A 20371-nucleotide genomic window follows, 5' to 3' on the forward strand; every position below is an offset into this window, starting at 1 on the left:
CGCTGACTCCGGCAGCGCCGTGACGCAGTGTCGCCACGGCCGGTAGGCATGGACCAGATAACCCGGCAGTACGTTTTTAGGTGCGCACGCGGACCGCGAACTGCCGCGCTTTCACCCGCTTGGAGGCCCGTCCTGACGTCATACCGTGCCGGGTGAGGGCCGCGGGGGCAGGGATCGGAACATGCCCATGCTCGTCGGAACCTCGGGGTGGCAGTACAAGGACTGGCGCGGCGTCCTGTACCCGCCGAAACAGCCGCAACGGCTCTGGCTGGAGGAGTACGTCCGCCACTTCGCCACGGTTGAGAACAACAACGCCTTCTACCGGCTGCCCACCAGGGAAATCTTCACCTCCTGGCGCGACCGGACGCCGGAGGGCTTCGTCATGGCGGTCAAGGCCAGCCGCTACCTGACCCACCTGAAGCGGCTGCGCGACCCCCAGGAGCCGGTGGGCCGGCTGATGGACCGTACCGTCGGCCTCGGTGACCGGATGGGGCCCGTGCTGCTGCAACTGCCGCCCAACTTCCGTGCGGACACAGGCGCGTTGGACGCCTGCCTGCGCTGCTTTCCCGGCACCGTCCGGGTGGCCGTCGAGCTGCGGCACACCTCGTGGTGGGAGGCGGAGCGCGAGCTGCGGGCGGTGCTGGAGCGGCACGGCAGCGCCCTGTGCTGGGCGGACCGGGGGTCCCGTCCGGTGGCGCCGCTGTGGCGTACCGCGTCGTGGGGGTACGTACGGTTTCACGGCGGCGGCGCCGAACCGCCGCCCCGCTACGGCCGCCAGGCGCTGAAGTCGTGGGCCGGGCGCGTCGCCGCCGCCTGGTCCGACGAGGACGACGTGTTCGTGTACTTCAACAACGACACGGGTGGTGCGGCCGTGGTGGACGCCGCGAGGTTCGCGCGGGAGGCGGCCGCGCTGGGCCGGACGGTGAGCCGTACACCCTCGCTCTGAGCATGCCCTTGGGGGCGGTGGCGCCCCGCGCGGGTGTGCGGATCACATGGGCGGGGGGTGCGATTTTCACAGGTAGCGCGTGACACATGGTGGTGGTTGATGCCGGATGCCTCTGGAATCGTCGAGTCTGAACCGGCTTGCGTGCGGACCGGAGGCGACGCTCCCATGGACAAGCGGTACGAGGTGTACTGCCTGGTCGACCCTTGCTTCTACGACGCGCCGGCGCACACCGAGCGCGACGAGAGCGGCGACTTCGAGGCCGCCCGCCGCCCGGTCCCGGACACGTGGGTACGTACCCGGCTGGGTGACTGGGCGACGAGCCGGTGACCAGCAGCATCCGGCACTCCGGGAGCTGTGCGGACAGCTCACCCCCCAGTGCGAGCTCCTCACGCTCCCGGCAGTCGACGTCGATCACGGCGACATCGGGACGGTACGACAGCGCCCGCGCCAGAACCGAGCCGTTCCCGTCGGATTCCACCAGGACCTCGATGTCCTCCTCACGCCTGAGGAGGGCCGCGAGCGCTCCCCGCATGAGGCCGGTGTCCTCGACGAGCAGAACCCGGATCAATGTGGCTCCCACCCGGCGCACGCGCCTGCTGTCACACGTCGCCTTCATCGTCACTTGTCGGACACCGCTGGACGAATCATCCCCCGCCACCCCCCGGATCGCCATTGACCGAGCCGCCCGCAACCGACGCCTCCCGGTCAGCACTCGCTGCCGGGCGGGACAATGGTGGGGAGAGACGTGCCTTCCATCGTGGAGAGGCGGGACTTCCGGTGCCGTACGTAGCTGTGACTGCTCTGAGCCATTCCGGGCTGATTCGCGATCACAACGAGGACAGCCTGGTCGTCGGACCGTGGACGCTGTGCGGCACGGTGACCGAAAATCCCCAGACCCTCGTCTTCCCCCTCGGCACACCGCTCGTCGTCGCTGTCGCCGACGGGCTCGGCGGGCAGCCGGCCGGCGAGGTGGCCAGTTCACTCGTCGTACGCCAACTCGCCGCGCTCGGGCCTTCGTTGGACGGCGAGGGGACGGTCCGTGATGCGCTGGACATCTGCAATCAGTCGGTGTACGCGGCCGCTGACGGTGATCCGGAACTGGTCACGATGGGCACCACGGTCGCGGGCGCCGTCGTCCTGGCGGAGTCGCTGCTGGTGTTCAACGTCGGCGACAGCAAGGTGTTCGACGCGGCACCGGGCGGATTGCGGCAGGTGAGCGTGGACGACAGCCCGCTGCCGCCGCCGGGGCGCCGCACGACGTCCGCCGTCACGCAGACGCTCGGCGGCAGCCCCGTGTTCAGCGCCGTCACGCCCCATGTCACGGCCCGCGCGCTGTCGGCGGGCGACCGCTACCTGGTGTGCACGGACGGGCTGACCGACCCGTGCCCGGACGAGGCGATCGACAGCGTGCTGCGGGAGCACGACGGCGGCCGGGCCGCCTTCGAGCTGTGGAAGGGCGCGATCGAGGCCGGAGGCCCCGACAACATCACGCTCGCGATGGTGCGCATCGGCGAATAGCGCACCGCCCTTGCCACCCCCTTCAGTCCGCCTCAGTCCGCGCAGTACGTGTCGCGCGCCGGCCGGAGCCCCGTCGTGAGGAACCTGGTGACCTCACGGTCGCCGCAGGCGTTGCCGTTGCCCAGGTAGACGCCGTGGCCGCCGTGCCCGACCGCGACGAGGCGGGCGCGGTCACCGAGGGCCTCGCGCATCCGCAGGGCGCCGGAGTACGGCGTGGCGGGGTCGCGGAGGTTCTGGACCATCAGGATGTTGGACGGGCCCCGGCCGGTGATCCGGGTGGGCTTCTCCACCGGACCGCCCTTCCAGAAGGCGCAGGGCGTGACGTTCACCGGCATCCCGGCCGTGAGCGGATACCGGGCGCGGTCGGCGGCCACCGCCCGCTCCAGCGAAGACGCCGTGGGGGCGGGCCACCGCACGTCGTTGCAGATGACCGCCATCGTCACCGCCGCGTCCTGGTCCGACAGCGCACCGGCGATGTCGGGCGTCAGAACAACCTCGGCGCCCGGATCCCGTGCCTGTTTGATCAGCCCGGCCACCTGCGGGAAGGCGTTGTCGCTGTACAGAGCGTTCTGGAGGGCCTGGCGCAGGCGGTTGCCCGTCAGCGGGGTGCCGGGCGTCTGCGATGCCCTCGGCTCCCGGTCCAGTTGCGCCGCCAGTGCGAGCACCAACGGGCGTACGTCCTCGGGGCGCCGCGCCAGCCGCAGCCCCTCGTCGTCCCGCGCCGGGTCCGCCGCCCAGGCCGCGAAGTCGGGGAAACGGTCTTCCGCGCCCACCGACATGTTCGCCAGCCAGCCCCGCGCGACGCGGGACGGGTCGGGGTCCCCGCTGCTGTCCAGCACCCAGCGGTCGGTGTGCTGCGGGTACTTCTGCGCGTACACCGCCCCCACGTACGTTCCGTACGAGCTCCCCCAGGCCGAGAGCCTGTCCTCACCCAGCGCCCGCCGGAAGCGGTCGATGTCACGTACCTCGTTCGCCGTGGTGAAGCTGCGCAGCACAGCGCCGCCGTTGCGGTCGCAGGCGGCGGCGACCCGCCGGGCCCGCGCCAGGCTGCCGGTGATCCCGCCGTCCTTACCCGGCCAGGGGCGCAGGGTCACCAGGTGGCGGTCGCCCTCGTCGAGCCCGCAGCTCGCCGTGGTGCTCCCGCCCACGCCACGCGGGTCGAAGCTGACGATGTCGTACGCGCCTGCCATCTCCTTCCGCAGCGCCGCCCCCTTCTGCGTCAGCCGCTGCACACCGGAGCCGCCGGGCCCTGCGGCGATCACCAGCAGCGTCCCGCGCCGCGCCGGGGGCCGGTCGCTGCGAAGGCGGGACACGGCGAGAGTGAGCTGCCGCCCGTCCGGGTCGCGGTAGTCGAGCGGTACGGGCAGCCGGGCGCACTCCTGGTCGGCAGGGCCGTTGACCCGGGCGCAGGGCTTCCACGCAAGGGCGCGTACACCGCCGGCAGCGCCTTCGACGGGAGCGCCTCCGACGGCAGCGACCGCGGCGGCAGGGGCAGCGGTCAGGGTGGAAGCGACGGCTGCGGCGGAGAGTGCGAGGAGAAGCGTCCTGGTGGCTCTGGGAGAGTAAGTCGTCATGGCCCAAGGGTTCGTTGACCAAGGCGCCCTTGCCCATGCGGCAGGCAGGACACCGGTGGTGGGGGTAGCCCCCGTCGAAGGCCCCGATCCAGGAGAGAAGCACGTGAACACCCGCACCCACACCCGAACGACGACAGCGACGGCGGCGACAGCGACAGCCCGCACCGTCACCGACGCCCTCCAGCCCCGCAACGTCCTGCTCGCGGGCATGCTCGGCATAGGGCTCGCCGCCGCCGGTGACTGGACCGGGCTGCTGTGGGGCCTGCTCGGCGCCCTGTGCGCCGGTCTCGTCCCCGCCGGGTACATCGAGTGGGAGCGTAAGCGCGGAACGTGGGGCGACCGGCACGTCGTCGACCGCACCAAGCGGGCCCCGATCTTCTTCGTCATCCTCGGTTCCGTCGGCGCCGGTTCGGTCGTCATGGTCCTCGGCCGGGCCCCCACCGGCATCCTGTTCGCGATGCTCGGCCTCTGGGTGATGACCGTCCTGCTCCTGACCGTGAACACCGTCTGGAAGATCTCGGTGGACTCGGCGGTCGCGTCGGCCGTCGTGACCCTGCTCGCCGTCGTGCACTCCCCGTGGTGGCTGCTCGCCCACGTCATGACCGCCGCGGTCTGCTGGTCCCGAGTCGCCCTGCGGTACCACACCGTCGCGCAGACGGTGGCGGGGGCGGCCCTCGGCGCGGCCACCGCCGCCACGTTCCTTTTCACGTAACTTCCGCCCTCACCGGAAGGGGCGACAACGGGGTGAAGTAGGTTCAGCAGCCTTGAGATTGTCAGAGTGAATCGGGGTTGGTGCGCAAGTGCTGGTGGCGGACAGATACCGGCTGGACACACCCATCGGGCGGGGCGGAATGGGTGAGGTCTGGCGGGCCACGGACGAGGTGCTGGGCCGGCCAGTCGCCGTCAAGCTGCTGCTGGGCAACGGGGCCGACGCGTCGGCCGCGGCCCGATTCCGCCTGGAGGCCCAGACCGCCGCCCGGTTGAGCCATCCGCACCTGGTGGCGGTGTTCGACTTCGGGGCGTGGGAGGACCGCTTCTACCTCGTCATGGAACTCGTCGAGGGCACGAGTCTGGCTCAGACACTGGTCTCCGAGGGTGCGTTGAGGGCCGAGCGGGTCGCGAGCATCGCCGCCCAGGCGGCCGCGGGTCTGGCCGCGGCCCACCGTCAGGGAGTCGTGCACCGCGACATCAAGCCCGGCAACCTGATGACCAGCCACGACGGTACGGTCAAGATCGCGGACTTCGGCATAGCCCAGTTCGTGGACGACCCCGCCACGGCGCTCACCACCGCCGGCCAGATCGTGGGCACCAGCCTCTACCTGGCCCCGGAGCGCGCGCTGGGCAGACCCGCCGGCCCGGCCTCCGACATGTACTCCCTCGGCTGCGTCCTCTACCAGTTGCTGGCGGGCCGCCCGCCGTTCCAGGCCGACACCGCGACCGGCACGCTGTACCAGCACGTCGACGCCGTGCCGGTACCCCCGCGCACCCTCGGCGTCGACGTACCCGGCCCCTTCGAGACGTACCTGCTGGGGCTGCTCGCCAAGCAGCCCGAGGACCGGCCGACGGCCGAACAGGTCGCCGACTGGTTCCGCCAGGACTCCTGGCGCGGCCACCCCGAGCCCCTCCCCCCGCCGCTCCCGGCGACCGACCCGGCGTCCCGCGCCACGACGACGTACTCGCTGCCCTCCACGGGCACCACGCGCCCGGCGTCCCGGCGCCGCGCGGCGCCGCCCATGCAGCGGCCGAGCACCCGGAAGTTCGTACGCCGCCGCCCCCGCGTCGCGAGTGCGATCGCCGGTGCCGTCGCCTTCCTGGTGGCGGTACTCGTCGGCATGGCCTGGCTGTCGCCGGACCCCAGCTCGGCCGAGACCCCGAAGCCCGGCCCGGAGACCACCGCGGAGTCCCCCCAGTAAGCCGGCCCGCCGTCATTCGCCCTCGGCGGCCACCGGCTGAGCGGCCGTCAGGGAGCCCGGCCCGCGCGCCGCGAGCAGCTCCAGCGCCTCCTCCCACCGGAACGGCCCGCCGCCCCCGCCCACCAGGACGCCCATCCCCCGCAGCCGTTCGATGCTCTGCCGGTACGCGGGATGGGCGGCCAGGGCCGGGTTCACGCAGGGCACGACGACGGTGCGTACGCCGGAGCCGTACGCCTCGCACAGGGTGGCCACAGCGAGAGTGTCGGCGATGCCCGCGGCCCACTTGTTGATGGTGTTGAACGTGGCCGGCGCGACCGCTATCGCGTCCGCCGGAGGGAAGGGCCGCGGATCGCCGGGCGAGCGCCACGCGGAGCGGACCGGCCGGCCGGTCCACTTCTGCACCGCCCGCGCGTCGATGAAGCCGAGGCCCTGCGGCGTGGCGATCACCCCGACGTCCCAGCCCTGCTCCTGCGCGGCGGTGATGAGCTCCCCGACACCGTCGGCGACCCCTGCCGCGCAGACGACGACGTACAGAAAAGGCTTGGACTGATCGGACACGCGAATCTCCCGGTCGACGGCTGACCCCGTACGGCAAGTGGAACAGGGCGGCCCCGCCGCATGTCCGGCGGGGCCCCTGGCCGCACCCGGCCGTACACGCGGCCTCAGTCGGCCCGCGTGTGCGCGGCGACGCGCTGGGCGGGGAGCCAGGGGCGGCGGGCGGGGTGCTGGGACGCCCGGATCTCGCGGGCCCCCTCGTCGTGCGGCCGCGTCCTGATCAGCTCGGCGAACAGCGCGCGTCCGGCCAGCAGGGACTGGCGCATCGTCTCGGTGTCCGCCTCGCCCGCCGCCGCGCGTGCGGCGGCCGCGTGGAGCAGGCGACGGGCGCCCGCCTCACGGGGGCAGTGCGCGGCCAGCGCCTCGTACTGCCGCTGGAGGGACTTGGCCGGGAAGCCCCGGTCGCGCGCCAGATCGCCCAGCAACTGGTCGGCCCGCACGACGGCCGGTCCCGGCGCGTCGACGAACTGTTCCTGAATCCCCGCCCATTGCGCCGCGTACTGCTCACGCGCCTCCAGCGTCAGACTTCTGACGCGCGGCCCGCCGTGCCGAGCGGCCGTCTCGTCGGATTCCGGCCCGGACCCGCGCCGCGGATCGCCGGGGCCGGCCTGCGCCACCGGTCGGGCCAGCAGGAGGGCCGTGATGATCGCGGCCACCACACCCAGAAGGGCCACAACGCCCGTAGACATGAGTTCCCGCCTTTCGTGGGGCTTCCTCTCCCGAGGATTCCGCTGTTTCACTACGGAGTGTTACCAGATCTTCGCCACACAAACGCGGAGAGTAATGTGGATTGAGATCTTGAGTCCGGGGCAGGAGCGGTTCTTGAAGGGTCCGACAACCGGGAGGGCTGGGACGATGACGAGGACGACGACGATGGTGACCGGGCAGGATGTTGCCGCCGACGTGGAGACGGTCGGGGAGCTGCCCTGGATCGAGGACGCCGGCAAGGTCGCACCCAAGGACGCCCGAGCACTGTCGCAGCTGTTCTTCGACCGGCTGCAGGTTCTCGAAGAGGGCACACACGAGTACCAGTACGCCCGCAACACCCTCATCGAGATGAACCTGTCCCTCGTACGGTTCGCCGCCGGCCGCTTCCGCAACCGCGGCAGCGGCGACATGGAGGACATCGTCCAGGTCGGCACCATCGGCCTGATCAAGGCCATCGACCGGTTCGACCTCAGCCGCGAGGTCGGTTTCGCCACCTTCGCCGTGCCGTACATCGTCGGCGAGATCAAGCGGTTCTTCCGCGACACGAGCTGGGCCGTCCACGTGCCCCGGCGCCTCCAGGAACTGCGCGTCGATCTGGCGAGGGCCAAGGAGGAACTCTCCCTGCGCCTGGACCGCGATCCGACCGTGCCGGAGCTCGCCGAGCACCTCGGCCTCTCCGAGGAAGAGATCATCGAGGGCCTCGTCGCCGCCAACGGCTACACCGCGGGCTCCCTCGACGCACCCAACGACAGCGCTGACGGCCCCGACGCGAACGGGCGGACGTTCGCGGACCAGCTCGGCGCACCGGACCCCGCCATCGAGACCGTCGAGGACCTCCACACCCTGGCACCCCTCCTGGAGCAGCTCGACGCCCGCGACCGCCGCATCGTCGAAATGCGCTTCGGGCAGGAGATGACCCAGGCGCAGATCGGAGCGGAGCTCGGCGTCTCCCAGATGCAGGTCTCCCGGCTCCTGACGCGCGTACTGAAGCGGCTGCGCAGCGGGATGCTCGTCGACGAGCGCTGACGGCCGCGCCGCCCGTTCACAGCCCCGTACTGACAGCGCCACCCCAGGGGTGGCACAGTGGAGCGATGCCCCGCAGACCGTCGACCCCGCCAGACCCGGCGCACACCGCGTCCGAGGTGACGGATCTGCTTGCGGTCCTGTGGGGCAGGGCTCAGCTCAAGGCTCCGTCCGGGCCCATCTCGCCGTCGCAGTTGCGCGCGCTGCTGGCGATCGAGCGCCTTGAGGGCGGCAACCTGCGGTCCCTCGGCGCGACGCTCGGGTCCAGCCCGCCCGCGACGAGCCGGCTGTGCGACCGCCTGGAGGCGGCCGGACTGGTGGAGCGCCACCTGAGCCCTGCCAGCCGCCGCGAAGTCGAGCTCCACCTGAGCAGGGCAGGACGCGCCCTGCTCGACGAGGTGCGCGAGTGCCAGGTGAGCGAACTCGCCCCCGTACTCGACCGGATGTCTCCCGAAGCCCTCGCACAACTGGCCAAGGGCCTTGCCGCGTTCCGGGACGCCGCCGCCGACGTGATCGACCGCGGCGGCGCGGCCGAGGGCGACTCCCGCATGCGCGTAGTACGCCCCGCCTAGGACAGGCACGTCACGAGCGCCGAGGGCGCGACCGTCCGCAGACGGTCCCCGAGTCCGGCGCGCACCCGCGAAAGTGCGTTGACCAACGCCGTATCGGCGAACCGCACCACCGGCCCCTCAGCGAAAGCCAAACAACCCGACTCGGCTTCCCCGACGGTGCGGCAGAATCACCCCAGGCCAGACAGTTGCCACTTGTCAACAGTCAGCACACCCAGCCCCCTTCACACCGTTACGCTGCACCGTCCCCGAACAGCCCAACTCCCCTCCACTCCCGACAAAAGAGGACCACGACTCGTGACGCATTTCCTGGCCGTGGAGCGTGCCGTGCGCACCGCCGCACCGCACGCCCTCCTCGATACGGCACGTGCCGCACTGGTCGAGCACTACGAAGCGACCGACGTCAACCTCCTGATGGCCGACTACAGCCTCACGGTCCTCCAGCCCGTAGCCGCCCTGCCCCACACCGAAGCGGCCCTCCCGGTCCATTCCAGCCCCGAAGGCCGCGCGTTCGGCAGCCAGGAGCCGTACGGGCAGTACGTGGCCCACAACGGCACCATCGACCTGCACCTGCCGGTGACCGTCCGCGGAGACAGACTCGGCATCCTGACCGTGCGCCTGCCCAAACACAGATGCACGCCCGAGGCCATCGACGAACTCACCGAAGTCGCCGAACTCCTCGGGCACGAAATCGTCGTCGCGGAGCGCGACACCGACCTGTACCTCCAGGCCCGCCGGGTCAGCCGCCTCACGCTGGCCGCCGAAATGCAGTGGCAACTGCTGCCCGGCCGCGCCTGCTCCCGCCAGGAGTACGCCATCGGGGCCCAGCTCGAGCCGGCGTACGCCATCCACGGCGACAACTTCGACTGGGCCACCACCGCCGAGACCCTCACCCTCACCGTCACCAACGGTATGGGCGAGGGCATCGAGGCCTCCCTCCTCACCAACCTCGCCGTCAACGCGCTGCGCAACGCCCGTCGCGCCGGCATCGGCATCGCCGACCAGGCCGCCCTCGCCGACCAGGCCATCTACGGACAGCACCACGGCGAGGCGTACGTCTCCACCCTCCTGCTCTCCTTCGAACTGGCCACCGGGCACGCCCAGGTCGTCGACGCCGGTTCCCCCCAGCTCTGGCGCCAGCGCGACAAGACCGTCGAGCGCGTGCCCTTCGAGGCACAGCTCCCGCTCGGCATGTTCGAGGAGACGGCGTACGTCGCCCAGGAATTCCGCGTACTCCCCGGCGACCGGCTGATCTTCGTCAGCGACGGTGTGTACGCCGCGGCCACCCGGGCAGGCGAGACGTACGGCGAACGCGCACTCGCGCGAGCCATCCAGGCCACGAGCCTCCTGCCCGCCGCCGCGGTACCCCGTGCGGTCCTCCAGGAGCTGGCCTCGTACCGTGATACCGACGCGGACGCCGACGACGACGCCCTCGTCGTCTGCCTGGACTGGTTCGGCCGGGCGACGCGAAGTTAGCGCACCGTAAAGCGGGGCAGAAGCCCCAGGACCACCAGAGCACGGCTTTCCATCAAACGGGGGTGAACGACATGAACCGCACGCAGACAACCTGCGACCGAAGCACCGGCGTCGCCGAGAAGACCACCCGGCCGCACACGGCGGCCGAGGCGCGTGACACCGCTCGCGAGTTCCTGTCCGACCTGGCCCCCGCCCCCACCCAGGAGACCACCGACAACGTGGTGCTGGTGGTCTCCGAGCTGGTGACCAACGCACTGCGGCACGCGGGCGGCATCACAAGGCTGGGCCTGACCGCGAACCCGCACACCGTCGAGATCACCGTGCAGGACCCCAGCCCGTCCCGGCCCCGCCCCCGCCACCCGGACATCACCGGCTACGAAGGCGGCTACGGCCTGACCCTGGTCAACTTCCTGGCCCGCTTCGTCACGGTCACCCCGTCCCCCGAAGGGGGCAAGAAGATCTGCGCGGCCGTCAGCCTCTGACACGATTGGTCCCGTAATCGCCAAGAGACAGGGGCAGCCGTGCGCGGACCGACGGACCGAAAAGTCAGACGCCGCGCGACGACCGTCCTTCTGCTGCTCTCGCTGGCGGCCACCACACCTGCCGCCACGACCGCCGAGCCGCCCCCTCCGGCCGAGAAGCACACGCCGTCACTGCCGGACCCCTGGGAAGAGACGTGGCAGCCCCCCACCGGTCACACGTACCGACCGCGCGCCCAGGCCGCCCTGGTCCGCCTCCTCAACCGCGAGCGGATCCGTAACGGCTGCCGGCCGCTACGAACCCACCCCGCCGTGACCAGAGCCGCCCAGCGGCACAGCGACTACATGGCACGCGTCGGCGAGCTGTCCCACACCGGCGCCCACGCGTCCCGTCCGGGCGACCGGCTCACGGACGAGGGGTACAGGTGGCACCGGGTGGCCGAGAACCTCGCCCGTTCGAAGCCCAAAGCGGCCACGGCCCTCCGGCTGTGGAAGAACAGCCCGAAACACCGCGCCGCGATGCTCACCTGCGCCTACCACCACGCGGGCGTCGGCATGAGCACCCGTGACGGCCAGGGCTGGTGGACGCTCCTCCTGGCCACACGGCGATAACGTCACCACCTGATGCGAGCGGCGACCGGCAGATGGTCGCTCCCCGTGGCAGGCAGTGACCACACCTTGGTGACGGTCGCCTTCCGGGTCATGACCTGGTCGATCCGCGCCACGGGGAAGGAGGCGGGCCAGCTGAAGGCGAAACCCTCGGCCGTGCTCAGGTGCTCGCCGACCGGGTCCAGCCCGCGGTCGTCCACCGTGCTGTTGAGGTCGCCGAGCAGGATCACCCGCTCCCGTGGCTCCTCGGTAATGGCCGCCCCCAGCAGGCCCGCGCTCTCGTCCCGCCACCCGGAGCGGAATCCGGTGGGCCCGATCCGTACGGACGGCAGGTGAGCGACGTACACCGCGACGGGCTCCCGTCCCGGCATCCGCAGATCGGCCCGCAGCCCCCTGTTCCAACCCGCGCCCACCCCCCGCGGCTTGATGTCCACCGGCCGCACGTCCGTCAGCGGGTACTTCGACCAGAGCCCGACCGTGCCCACCACCCCGTGGTGGGGATACTCCGCGCCGAACGCCGAGGCGTACACCGGCAAAGCGCCGGCGGTCAGCTCCTCCACGGCAACGAGCCCCGCATGCGTCTCCATCAGGGCGCGAGCCGTACCTGCCGGATCAGCGTTCTCGTCACTCACATTGTGCTGAACCGCGACGAGGTCGTACGCCGACTCGTCCGCACCGATCACCATCCCACCGAAGGCACCGACCCACGCACCGACGGGCAGCAACAGCGCCGCCAGTCCGACAAGCGAGCGGCGCAGCAGCGACAGGACGAGCAGCACGGGTACGGCGACGCCGAGCCAGGGCAGGAACGTCTCCAGAAGACTGCCGGGCCGCCCGGCCACATCAGGCACAGCGGAATGGAAACCCAGGAGACCGCCAACCATCACAGCAAACGAGGCCAACACAAACCCCCGCCCCCACCCCCACCGGCGTACGAGGTCGTCACTCATCCCCCGACCGTAACGGTCACCATCCCCCAGACCAACGCGCTCGCCCACCCCCGAGACCCCGCCAGGACGGCCACCCCCGACCCCGCCTCGCCTGCCAGGCCGCTGGGGAGGGGACGTGCCGGGGCGCTCCCCGCAGGGCGTTGAACGCAACCACCGCCAACGAACCAACGCAGTACCCGAACGTTCGACGCCCGAGGAGACGCCCCGGCGCGGCACCGACCCCAAAGCGCGGGGCTCCCCACACCCCGACCCCGCCGAGCCCCGCTACGCGTCCCGTACCGCCCCCCGCCAAGCCGCCTCCCGCAGCAACCGCAAGCCGTTCAGACCCACCAGCACCGTCGACCCCTCATGCCCCGCCACCCCCAACGGCAGCGGCAAATGCCCCGCCAGATCCCAGATCACCAGCACCCCGATACAAACCGACGCGATAACAAGGTTCTGCACAACCAACCGCCGCGCCCGCCGCGAAAGCGCCACAACCGCCGGCACCGTCGCCAACTCGTCCCGCACCACCACCGCGTCAGCCGTCTCCAGCGCCAGATCCGACCCGGCCCTCCCCATCGCGATGCCACTGTGCGCGGCGGCCAGCGCGGGCGCGTCGTTGACCCCGTCACCGACCACCAGCACCTTCTCCCCCGCCGCCTCCCACTCCCGTACGGCGGCGACCTTGTCCTGCGGCAACAGCCCGGCCCGTACCTCGGTAATGCCAACCCCACCGGCGAGTTGCTCGGCGGCACGTTCGTTGTCCCCGGTCAGCAGCACCGGCGCGGACCCGGTGAGCCGCCCCAGCGCGGCAACCGCCTCGCCCGCCCCCACCCGCACCCGGTCCTCAACCCCGAGCACCCCGGCCGGAACCCCGTCGACCAGCACGACGACAGCGGTACGCCCACTCCTCTCCACCTCCCCCACAGCACCCACGGCACCCACAGCACCCACAGCACCCACGACCGACGCCGCCCCGCCGCCCAACAAGGCCAACGGGCTCCCCACCCGAACGTCCCGCCCACCCACGACCGCCCGAACCCCCCGCCCCGGCACCGACGAGAAATCCTCAGCCGCACGAACGGGCAGCCCACGTTCCTTAGCCAGAGCCACGACGGCCCGCGCCAGAGGATGCTCGCTCGGATACTCCGCAGCGGCAGCCAGCGCCAGCACCTCGTCCTCACCCAGCCCACCACCACCCCCATCCCCCCGCACCCGCACCTCCGCGACCCGAGGCGCCCCCTCCGTAAGCGTCCCGGTCTTGTCCAGCGCCACCCGAGTAACGTCACCCAACCGCTCCATCACCACGGCCGACTTGACCAGCACCCCGTGCCGCCCGGCGTTGGCGATCGCCGACAGCAGCGGCGGCATGGTCGCCAGCACCACCGCGCAAGGCGAGGCAACGATCATGAACGTCATGGCCCGCAGCAGCGTCCGGGTGAAGTCGGCCCCCAACGCAAGCGGCACCGCGAACAACGCCAGCGTGGCCACCACGACCCCCACCGAGTACCGCTGCTCGATCTTCTCGATGAACAACTGCGTAGGCGCCTTGGTCTCGCTCGCCTCCTCGACCATCTCCACGATGCGCGCGATGACCGATTCGGACGCGTCCTTGTCCACGCGGACGCGCAGCGCTCCCGTGCCGTTGAGGGTGCCCGCGAACACCTCGTCCCCCGGCTCCTTGTTCACCGGCAGTGGCTCCCCGGTGATGGTCGCCTGGTCGACCTCGCTCACCCCGTCGACCACCGTGCCGTCGACAGGCAGCCGCTCCCCCGGCCGTACGAGCACCAGATCCCCGACCCGCAGCTCCTCCGGCCCCACCACTTCCTCGTCGTCCCCGTCCGCACCCCGCAGCCGTACGGCGGTGGCCGGCGCCAGATCCAGCAGCCCCCGGACCGAGTCGGCCGTACGCCGCGTGGCCAGCGCCTCCAGCGCACCGGACACGGCGAAAATGACGATGAGAAGCCCCCCGTCGAGGAACTGCCCGATCGCCGCCGCCCCGATCGCGGCGACAACCATCAGCAGATCGACGTCCAGCCTCCGCCCCTTGAGCGCCACCAGCCCGGCCCACCCCGGCTCCCAGCCCCCAGCGGCGTAACAGACCGCGTACAGCGGCCCCCACACCCATCCCGGCGCCCCGGCCAGATCGAGCGGGAAGGCCAGCAGAAAGGCGACGGCGGACAGGGCCGCCCACCGCACCTCCGGCAGCGCGAGCAGTCGCGTACGGCGCGACGGCACAGGCGGGGCAAGCAGCCGCGCTGCGGGCCGGTCGTCGAGCAGGGGGGAAACCACAGGACACCTCTCGGGGTCGGAAAGCACAGGCGCGCGCACACACGCACACACCCACACACGCAGCGGACCCCCACAGCGTAACGGAATATATGAAGAGGTCTTCAGCCATAGCTCATAACACACCCCCGATACGATGGCCCCATGGGACACGGAGTCGACGAACGCGCCACGCCCACAGGTCATCTCGACGCGGACGCCGCCGCCACCATCGCCGCCACGCTCCAGGCTCTGGCCACTCCGTCACGCCTGATGATCCTGACCCGCCTCCGCCAGAGCCCGTGCGGCGTGACGGAGCTGGCCGAAGCCGTGCGCATGGAGCAGTCGGCGGTCTCGCACCAGCTACGCCTGCTGCGCGCGCTGAGCCTGGTCACCGGCGCGCGGCAGGGCCGCCGGATCGTCTACAGCCTGTACGACGACCACGTCGCCCAGCTCCTGGACGAGGCCGTCTACCACATCGAGCACCTGCGCCTGGGCGTCCGAGACACGTAGCCACACGCCACACGCGCACACACGCACACACGCACACGCACACGCAAAAGGGGCCTCGCGGAGTCCATCCGCAAGGCCCCATCCGACCGCACCGCCGACTGACGTACACCCGGCCTCCGCACCGCGGAGCAAGCACGGGCGTAGCCTCAGCCGCCGATCGGCAGACCGTCGACCGCCCCACTCTTCTTGGCGGAGCCCGCCACGTCCTGCACCAGCTTCTTCGGCACGCCGTCCTTGGCGTCCTGAAGTGTCTGAGCGGCACCGACCGCCGTGCGCGGAATGGATCCGACGACACGGCCGCCGTCGAGAGGCTGACTGTTCAGGGAGTTGGTCAGACCGTGAGCAGGGGAGTTCCAGTTCGACGTGCGGTGGTCATCGGCCATAGCCGGAGACGCCGCTCCCGCCGCAGCGCCAGCAGCGATCATCGAAACGGCGATGGCGGAAGCGGCCTTCATGTACTTCATCTCAGTAATCCCTCTTCACGCGACGTAAATCAGCGAACAGCGAACCCGTGACATTTCGACCGCTGCTGGTCCATGTCACTTACACCGGGAATAACGAGCGCCTGGACGGAGAGAAACTCAGCCCTGCAGCGCCTCTTGCCGATTCACCCGGATGCCTGCAACCAAAAAAGCAGCCGGTCACGACGATGGAGCGGGCTCCCGTGGAGAGAGGCCGCTCCATCAACGCGTCGGCATCAACGCGTCGGCTTGCTGTTCCGCGGTTCAGACCTGGGCGGCCCGAGCCCTGGCCCTGGTACGCCGGAACACCAGCGCACCGCCACCGATCAGCAGGGCACCCAACGCGCCGGCGATGCCAACCTCGCCCGCGCCCGTCTCGGCCAGCACCGCGTGCTCGTCGGTGGCCGGCGTGTCGGCGACGACCGGGACCGGGACCGGGGACGAAGGGCCGTCGGCGGCCGGCAGCACCTCGACCGGGGGCTTGCCACGGGGTGCCTCGGCGGGCCCGTCATTGGGCGGCACCTTGACGGGGGGCTTACCGGCGGGCGGCTTGTCGACGGGCGGCTTACCGGCCGGCGGCTTCTCCTCGTCGCACGGCGGCTCCTCACCCTTGTACTCTCCGGACCCGTCGCCACCGGGGCCGCCCATGCCGGAGTGGCCCATGCCGGACTCGCTGATACCGGAGTCCGCCATGCCGGGGTAGCCCTGGCCGGATACATCCATGCCGGACTCGTTGATACCGGACTCGGCCATGCCGGGGTAGCCCATCTCGGAGTGGCCCATCTCGGGCGCGTTCGACGCGATGTTGGCGCATTCATTGCCCACGGCCGGGTTGAAGGCGCCGACGACGTCGACGGTGTTGCCGCACACGTTCACCGGAACTTGTACGGGGCTCTGGGCGTTGTGGCCGGACAGGCTGCCCGACGCGTTTGTGGTCTCGCCATAGGAGGCCGTATCCGCGTGAGCGTAGCCGCCGGCCATGGCGAGCATTCCGGAGGCAGCCGCCGCAGCGAACACGCCTTTGCTCAAAACCTGTCGCTTTGCCATTCCCTGTCTTTCATGCTTGCGGACGAGCCGATTTCCTGGGCTTCGGCCTGGGAACTACTTGTTGACACAGACGTTGTCGACGGCGGGGTTGAGAAGGCCGATGACGTTGACGGTGTTGCCGCAGACGTTCATCGGATCCTGTACTTTTTTCCCGGAGAAGGCGCCACGGGCATACCCGGCCTTTCCCTCCGATGTGGCCTCCGCAAGTGCCGGGGAGGCGAAACCGACGGCGATGAGCGAGCCGGCGACAAAGGTGGCGCTTTTCATATATTTCATTGAGGAACCTTTCCGGCAGCGACACCTGCACAGGTCTGTCGGTCACCTGCGCAAGTCGCCGTCGACATCGGTAACGACCCGCCCGTGCCGAGGAAACTCAATAAAAGAATTTGGCATTCCACTGTCACCCGAACGTCCGAATGCCCGGCCTTCCCACGGGGAAGAACCGGGCACTCGGTCGAACCGTCAGCCCTTGGGCTGCGCGGGCATCCCCGCGAGGTCGGGCTTCGGGAGGCCGCCGCCCATGACGATGACACCGACCAGGTTGCTGGTGGCCTTGATCGTGGCCTCGACGGCCGGTGTCACGGCCTTCGCGTCACCCTTCGCCGCAGCCTTGAGCAATACGTCGACACTGACCCGCAGGTCGGCGACCGCCTTCACCTGGAGGTCAATGGCCGGGTCGGCCGCGGAAGCGTCGGACCACGGACCGGGCATGCCGGGTGCCGACCCCCCACCGGCCGGGGTGTCGGGGAAGACAGGGGCCGCGTGTTCCGGCGGGGAGAGCGGAGTTGCCGGGGACGGGGATGCCTTCGGGAAGGCCTTCAGGGCCTCCTCCATCGCCTTCGCGTGCTTGGCGGCCTCTTCCGGCGACAGCTTTCCGGCCGCGATGACGGCATTGAGCATGTTGGTAGTGGGAACCAGCACACCGGCCATCTGACCGAGCAGCTTCACCGGGGCGGCGAGCTTCTCGGCGTTGGGAAGCGGTTCTGCGACGACGGAGCCGTTCGAGGTGGGCGGAGCCGGTATCGGGGCCGCCGCTGCGGCCCCGGCCGAGCCGAACGCCAGCGCCCCGCACACCGCGCAGGAGACAACGAGGCCAGCGGTTCGGGAAATGCGCATGCGAGTGTCCTTACGTGAGGTCGTTGGAGAGTGGGGACAACGCCACCGTGCAACCGGTGACAACGCTCCGCAACTTTTCGCGCACTCTGCGTAAGGAGAAGCCGTCGGACGGGAGCTGCTCAGGCCTTACTGCGACCGGACACGCGCTCCTGCTGCGGAACCGACGCCAGGTAGCCGCCGGGCTCCAGCGGACGGTCGGTGAAGAAGCGCAGCGCCAAGTCCGCGACCTCTTCGGCCTTTTCGAGTACGACCCAGTGATCGGCGTCCCGGATGGTGGTGAACCGGCTCCCCCGGATCGTGGCGGCGAAGGCCCGCTGACGTTCTGCCGATGTCACCGTGTCGTGTTCCCCGGTGAACACCAGCGCCGGTACGCCGGACAGGCCACCCGAGAAGTCCGGCCGGTCGCCGAGGGAGCGGTACACGGAATCCGCGGCGTGCGGGGAGTGCGTGACGGCGTGGAGCATGGACCGCTTGACGTACCGGTACGCGAGGTCCCTGCGGGCGACGTAACGCTCCGGGTCGAGACACATCAGCGCTTCCGTCACCAGGGTGGCGAACCCGTCCCTGTCCCCGGCGGCGAGCCGGTCCGTGGCCCGCCGCCAGTGGGCCCGCTGGGCGTCCGTGATGTGCGCCGGGACCCCGCCGAGGAGGAGCCGGGCGATGCGCCCCGGATCGCGCTGCGCACACCGGAAGGCGGGTGCGGCGCCGTAGGAGAAACCGAAGAGGTTGACGCGGGGTACGCCGAGATCGTCGATGATCCGGGTGACGGCGGCGCACAGAAGGTCCGCGCTCGGTCCGGGCGGCAGCGGTGCCGCAGTGCCCATGCCCGGCAGGTCGGCGGTCACGACGTTCGCCACCGGGCCCAGCCGCCCCTCCATCTGGGGCCAGCCGAGCATCCCCTGCAGGGCGCCGCCGAGGACGACGACGGGTTCGGTGACCGGGCCGGTGACGGGGCCGGTCCGCTCCAGCAGGCGGTAGGAGTAGCGCACCCCGTTCACCGACAGCGAGCGGACGGTTTCCTCGGGCATGCTCCTTCTCCTTCCCTTTCTCCTTCCCGACTAGCCGCGGGTGAGGACCAGCGCGGCGTTGTGGCCGCCGAAGCCGAGCGATGTCTTGACCGCGCAGTCGAACGTCGCGGGACGGCTCGCCTTGGCGACCACCTCGACGGGGACGCGCGGGTCGAGCGACTCCAGGTTGGCTGTCGGCGGTACGAGCTGGTGCTCCAGCGCGAGCACGGTCAGGGCGGTCTCGATACCCCCGGCGGCTCCCAGGGTGTGGCCGGTCATGGCCTTGGTCGAGGTGACCAGCGGGTCCGCGCCCAGCAGCCGGTGCAGCATGGTCGCCTCGATGAGGTCGTTGAACACCGTCGACGTGCCGTGCGCGTTGACGTGGCCGATGTCCGACGGGGTGACGCCCGCGTCCGTCAGCGCGGTGCGCAGCGCGTTTTCGATGCCCTTGCCGTCGGGGTCGGGGGCGACGGCCGAGTACGAGTCGCTGGTCGCGCCGTATCCGGCGATGCCGGCCCGGATCCGGGCGCCGCGCGCCGTGGCGTGCTCGGGGCGTTCCATGACGAGGAGCCCGGAGCCCTCACCGACGACGAACCCGTCACGGTCCGCGTCGAACGGGCGGCAGGCCGCGGCGGGATCGTCGCGGCGGGTGGACACCGCCTTCATCTGGCAGGCGCTGGCGATCAGCAAGCGTGAGCAGACCGACTCTGCGCCGCCGGCGATGGCGATGTCGCAGGCGCCGGTACGCAGCATCTGGTGCGCGGTTCCGATCGCCACGGTCCCCGAGGAACAGGCGGTGGAGACCGCCATGCTCGGCCCACGGACGCCGAGGTCCATGCAGACGCTGCTGGCCGCGCTGTTGACGACGGTCAGCGGGGCGAGTTTGGGGGAGACCCGGCGCGGGCCCTTGGTGGTCAGCGCGGTGTGCTGCTCGTCGTAAAAGGGGAGGCCTCCATGGGCGGACCCGATGACGACCGCGACCCGGCCGCTGTCCCAGACCGAGGGATCGAGGCCGGCGTCCGCGACGGCTTCGCGCGCGGCCAGTACGGCGAGCTGCGCGAACCGGTCCATCAGCCGCTGGGTCGCCACGCCGAGGAGTCGCGTGGTGTCGAGGAGGTCCGGTCCGATGGCGTACATGAAGTCGCAGGGAAGGTCCCGGAGTTCCTCGCGCGGGCCCACGGAGGAGGCCGCAACCACACCTCGCGTGACGTTTCGCCACACGTTGTCGGTCCCGGCCCCCGCCGCGGTGACCAGGCCGAGTCCTGTCACCGCCGCCGTGAAGGGCGGATTCACCGGCCTGCTCATCGGAGTGTCCTGCTGTGTACGAGTTCTACGACTTCGACCAGCTCACCCACGGTGTTCCGGGAGGTCAGCGCGGCGTCCTCAAGGTCGATTTCGAGCTGCTCCTCGATGAGGATGCGGAATTCTTCCAGGGCGAGTGAATCCATGCGCAATTCGTAGAGTGGGATCTCGGGACGGACAGCCGCTGGTTCTACTCCGAATTTCTGCACCATCAGTGTGCTGACGGCATCTGTCGCACTGGCCACTCGTCGCTCCTCCGAGTTCGTCCGGCAACCTTTATACGCGCCCACTCGGACGGCCCCTTACAACGTTCGCCCGTGCTGATGAGGGTTAGCGCGCGCGTACGGAATTCCGT

General features: G+C 70.8%; 23 protein-coding genes. 11 read left to right on the forward strand and 12 right to left on the reverse strand.

Features of this window, described 5'->3' with window-relative positions; genetic code table 11:
- Positions 1-181 precede the first annotated feature (181 nt).
- The 3 genes from G412_RS0101780 to G412_RS0101790 all read left to right on the forward strand — a co-directional run bounded on the left by G412_RS0101780 (position 182) and on the right by G412_RS0101790 (position 2464).
- Positions 182-946: a DUF72 domain-containing protein gene (locus tag G412_RS0101780; RefSeq protein ID WP_028810557.1), complete on the forward strand. Its 765-nt coding sequence runs from the start codon at positions 182-184 to the stop codon at positions 944-946.
- A gap of 165 nt (positions 947-1111) precedes the next feature.
- Complete coding sequence (locus tag G412_RS39535; protein ID WP_157839045.1) at positions 1112-1273, forward strand: hypothetical protein; 162 nt, start codon at positions 1112-1114, stop codon at positions 1271-1273.
- Positions 1274-1723: 450 nt separating this feature from the next.
- Positions 1724-2464 (forward strand): PP2C family protein-serine/threonine phosphatase, encoded by a 741-nt coding sequence (locus tag G412_RS0101790; RefSeq protein WP_028810558.1) that lies wholly within the window; start codon positions 1724-1726, stop codon positions 2462-2464.
- Positions 2465-2496: 32 nt separating this feature from the next.
- On the opposite strand, the gene G412_RS0101795 is transcribed toward G412_RS0101790, so the two are convergent.
- A complete protein-coding gene (locus G412_RS0101795) occupies positions 2497-4038 on the reverse strand; it encodes an alpha/beta hydrolase (protein ID WP_028810559.1) in 1542 nt (513 codons plus the stop codon).
- A 103-nt stretch (positions 4039-4141) separates the two neighbouring features.
- Between G412_RS0101795 and G412_RS0101800 the strand changes: the two genes are divergently transcribed.
- Complete coding sequence (locus tag G412_RS0101800; RefSeq protein ID WP_028810560.1) at positions 4142-4750, forward strand: hypothetical protein; 609 nt, start codon at positions 4142-4144, stop codon at positions 4748-4750.
- 94 nt (positions 4751-4844) lie between these two features.
- Positions 4845-5951, forward strand: coding sequence for a serine/threonine-protein kinase (locus tag G412_RS32930; protein ID WP_483027164.1), 1107 nt, complete (start codon positions 4845-4847; stop codon positions 5949-5951).
- 12 nt (positions 5952-5963) lie between these two features.
- Here G412_RS32930 and G412_RS32935 read toward each other — a convergent pair whose 3' ends face one another.
- On the reverse strand, positions 5964-6509 hold the full coding sequence (locus G412_RS32935; protein ID WP_051338052.1) for a flavoprotein: 546 nt from the start codon (positions 6507-6509) through the stop codon (positions 5964-5966).
- A 104-nt stretch (positions 6510-6613) separates the two neighbouring features.
- Complete coding sequence (locus G412_RS32940) at positions 6614-7195, reverse strand: hypothetical protein (protein WP_157839046.1); 582 nt, start codon at positions 7193-7195, stop codon at positions 6614-6616.
- 166 nt (positions 7196-7361) lie between these two features.
- Here G412_RS32940 and G412_RS0101820 point away from each other — a divergent pair, with 166 nt between their 5' ends.
- The 5 genes from G412_RS0101820 to G412_RS32945 all read left to right on the forward strand — a co-directional run bounded on the left by G412_RS0101820 (position 7362) and on the right by G412_RS32945 (position 11373).
- A complete protein-coding gene (locus tag G412_RS0101820; protein ID WP_028810561.1) occupies positions 7362-8240 on the forward strand; it encodes an RNA polymerase sigma factor SigF in 879 nt (292 codons plus the stop codon).
- A 65-nt stretch (positions 8241-8305) separates the two neighbouring features.
- Positions 8306-8809 (forward strand): MarR family winged helix-turn-helix transcriptional regulator, encoded by a 504-nt coding sequence (locus G412_RS0101825; protein WP_028810562.1) that lies wholly within the window; start codon positions 8306-8308, stop codon positions 8807-8809.
- A 294-nt stretch (positions 8810-9103) separates the two neighbouring features.
- The gene (locus tag G412_RS0101830) at positions 9104-10282 is read left to right on the forward strand and encodes a PP2C family protein-serine/threonine phosphatase (protein WP_028810563.1); all 1179 of its coding nucleotides are present in this window, start codon (positions 9104-9106) and stop codon (positions 10280-10282) included.
- 71 nt (positions 10283-10353) lie between these two features.
- Entirely contained in the window at positions 10354-10764 is a 411-nt protein-coding gene (locus G412_RS0101835) for an ATP-binding protein (RefSeq protein WP_028810564.1), read from the forward strand.
- Positions 10765-10803: 39 nt separating this feature from the next.
- Entirely contained in the window at positions 10804-11373 is a 570-nt protein-coding gene (locus G412_RS32945) for a CAP domain-containing protein (RefSeq protein ID WP_051338054.1), read from the forward strand.
- A 2-nt stretch (positions 11374-11375) separates the two neighbouring features.
- On the opposite strand, the gene G412_RS0101845 is transcribed toward G412_RS32945, so the two are convergent.
- Both G412_RS0101845 and G412_RS0101850 read right to left on the reverse strand, forming a co-directional pair.
- On the reverse strand, positions 11376-12320 hold the full coding sequence (locus G412_RS0101845) for an endonuclease/exonuclease/phosphatase family protein (RefSeq protein ID WP_037647283.1): 945 nt from the start codon (positions 12318-12320) through the stop codon (positions 11376-11378).
- Between the two features lie 264 nt (positions 12321-12584).
- The gene (locus tag G412_RS0101850) at positions 12585-14594 is read right to left on the reverse strand and encodes a heavy metal translocating P-type ATPase (protein ID WP_028810566.1); all 2010 of its coding nucleotides are present in this window, start codon (positions 14592-14594) and stop codon (positions 12585-12587) included.
- 141 nt (positions 14595-14735) lie between these two features.
- Between G412_RS0101850 and G412_RS0101855 the strand changes: the two genes are divergently transcribed.
- Positions 14736-15083 (forward strand): ArsR/SmtB family transcription factor, encoded by a 348-nt coding sequence (locus G412_RS0101855; RefSeq protein WP_028810567.1) that lies wholly within the window; start codon positions 14736-14738, stop codon positions 15081-15083.
- A 146-nt stretch (positions 15084-15229) separates the two neighbouring features.
- Here the strand turns inward: G412_RS0101855 and G412_RS0101860 are convergent, their stop codons facing one another.
- From G412_RS0101860 to G412_RS37615, 7 genes are all read right to left on the reverse strand, one after another.
- Entirely contained in the window at positions 15230-15547 is a 318-nt protein-coding gene (locus G412_RS0101860) for a hypothetical protein (RefSeq protein WP_051338055.1), read from the reverse strand.
- 261 nt (positions 15548-15808) lie between these two features.
- Positions 15809-16591 (reverse strand): chaplin, encoded by a 783-nt coding sequence (locus G412_RS0101865; RefSeq protein ID WP_028810569.1) that lies wholly within the window; start codon positions 16589-16591, stop codon positions 15809-15811.
- A gap of 54 nt (positions 16592-16645) precedes the next feature.
- Positions 16646-16867 (reverse strand): chaplin, encoded by a 222-nt coding sequence (locus G412_RS0101870; RefSeq protein WP_028810570.1) that lies wholly within the window; start codon positions 16865-16867, stop codon positions 16646-16648.
- 186 nt (positions 16868-17053) lie between these two features.
- Positions 17054-17707, reverse strand: a complete 654-nt coding sequence (locus G412_RS37075) for a hypothetical protein (protein WP_028810571.1) — start codon at positions 17705-17707, stop codon at positions 17054-17056.
- A 119-nt stretch (positions 17708-17826) separates the two neighbouring features.
- Entirely contained in the window at positions 17827-18735 is a 909-nt protein-coding gene (locus G412_RS0101880) for an alpha/beta fold hydrolase (RefSeq protein ID WP_028810572.1), read from the reverse strand.
- A gap of 30 nt (positions 18736-18765) precedes the next feature.
- The gene (locus G412_RS0101885; RefSeq protein WP_028810573.1) at positions 18766-20019 is read right to left on the reverse strand and encodes a beta-ketoacyl-[acyl-carrier-protein] synthase family protein; all 1254 of its coding nucleotides are present in this window, start codon (positions 20017-20019) and stop codon (positions 18766-18768) included.
- A complete protein-coding gene (locus tag G412_RS37615) occupies positions 20016-20261 on the reverse strand; it encodes an acyl carrier protein (protein ID WP_279626751.1) in 246 nt (81 codons plus the stop codon). The genes G412_RS0101885 and G412_RS37615 overlap by 4 nt, the downstream gene beginning before the upstream one ends.
- Between the last annotated feature and the right edge of the window lie 110 nt (positions 20262-20371).

The organism is Streptomyces flavidovirens DSM 40150 (assembly GCF_000429085.1).
Lineage (GTDB): Bacteria > Actinomycetota > Actinomycetes > Streptomycetales > Streptomycetaceae > Streptomyces > Streptomyces flavidovirens.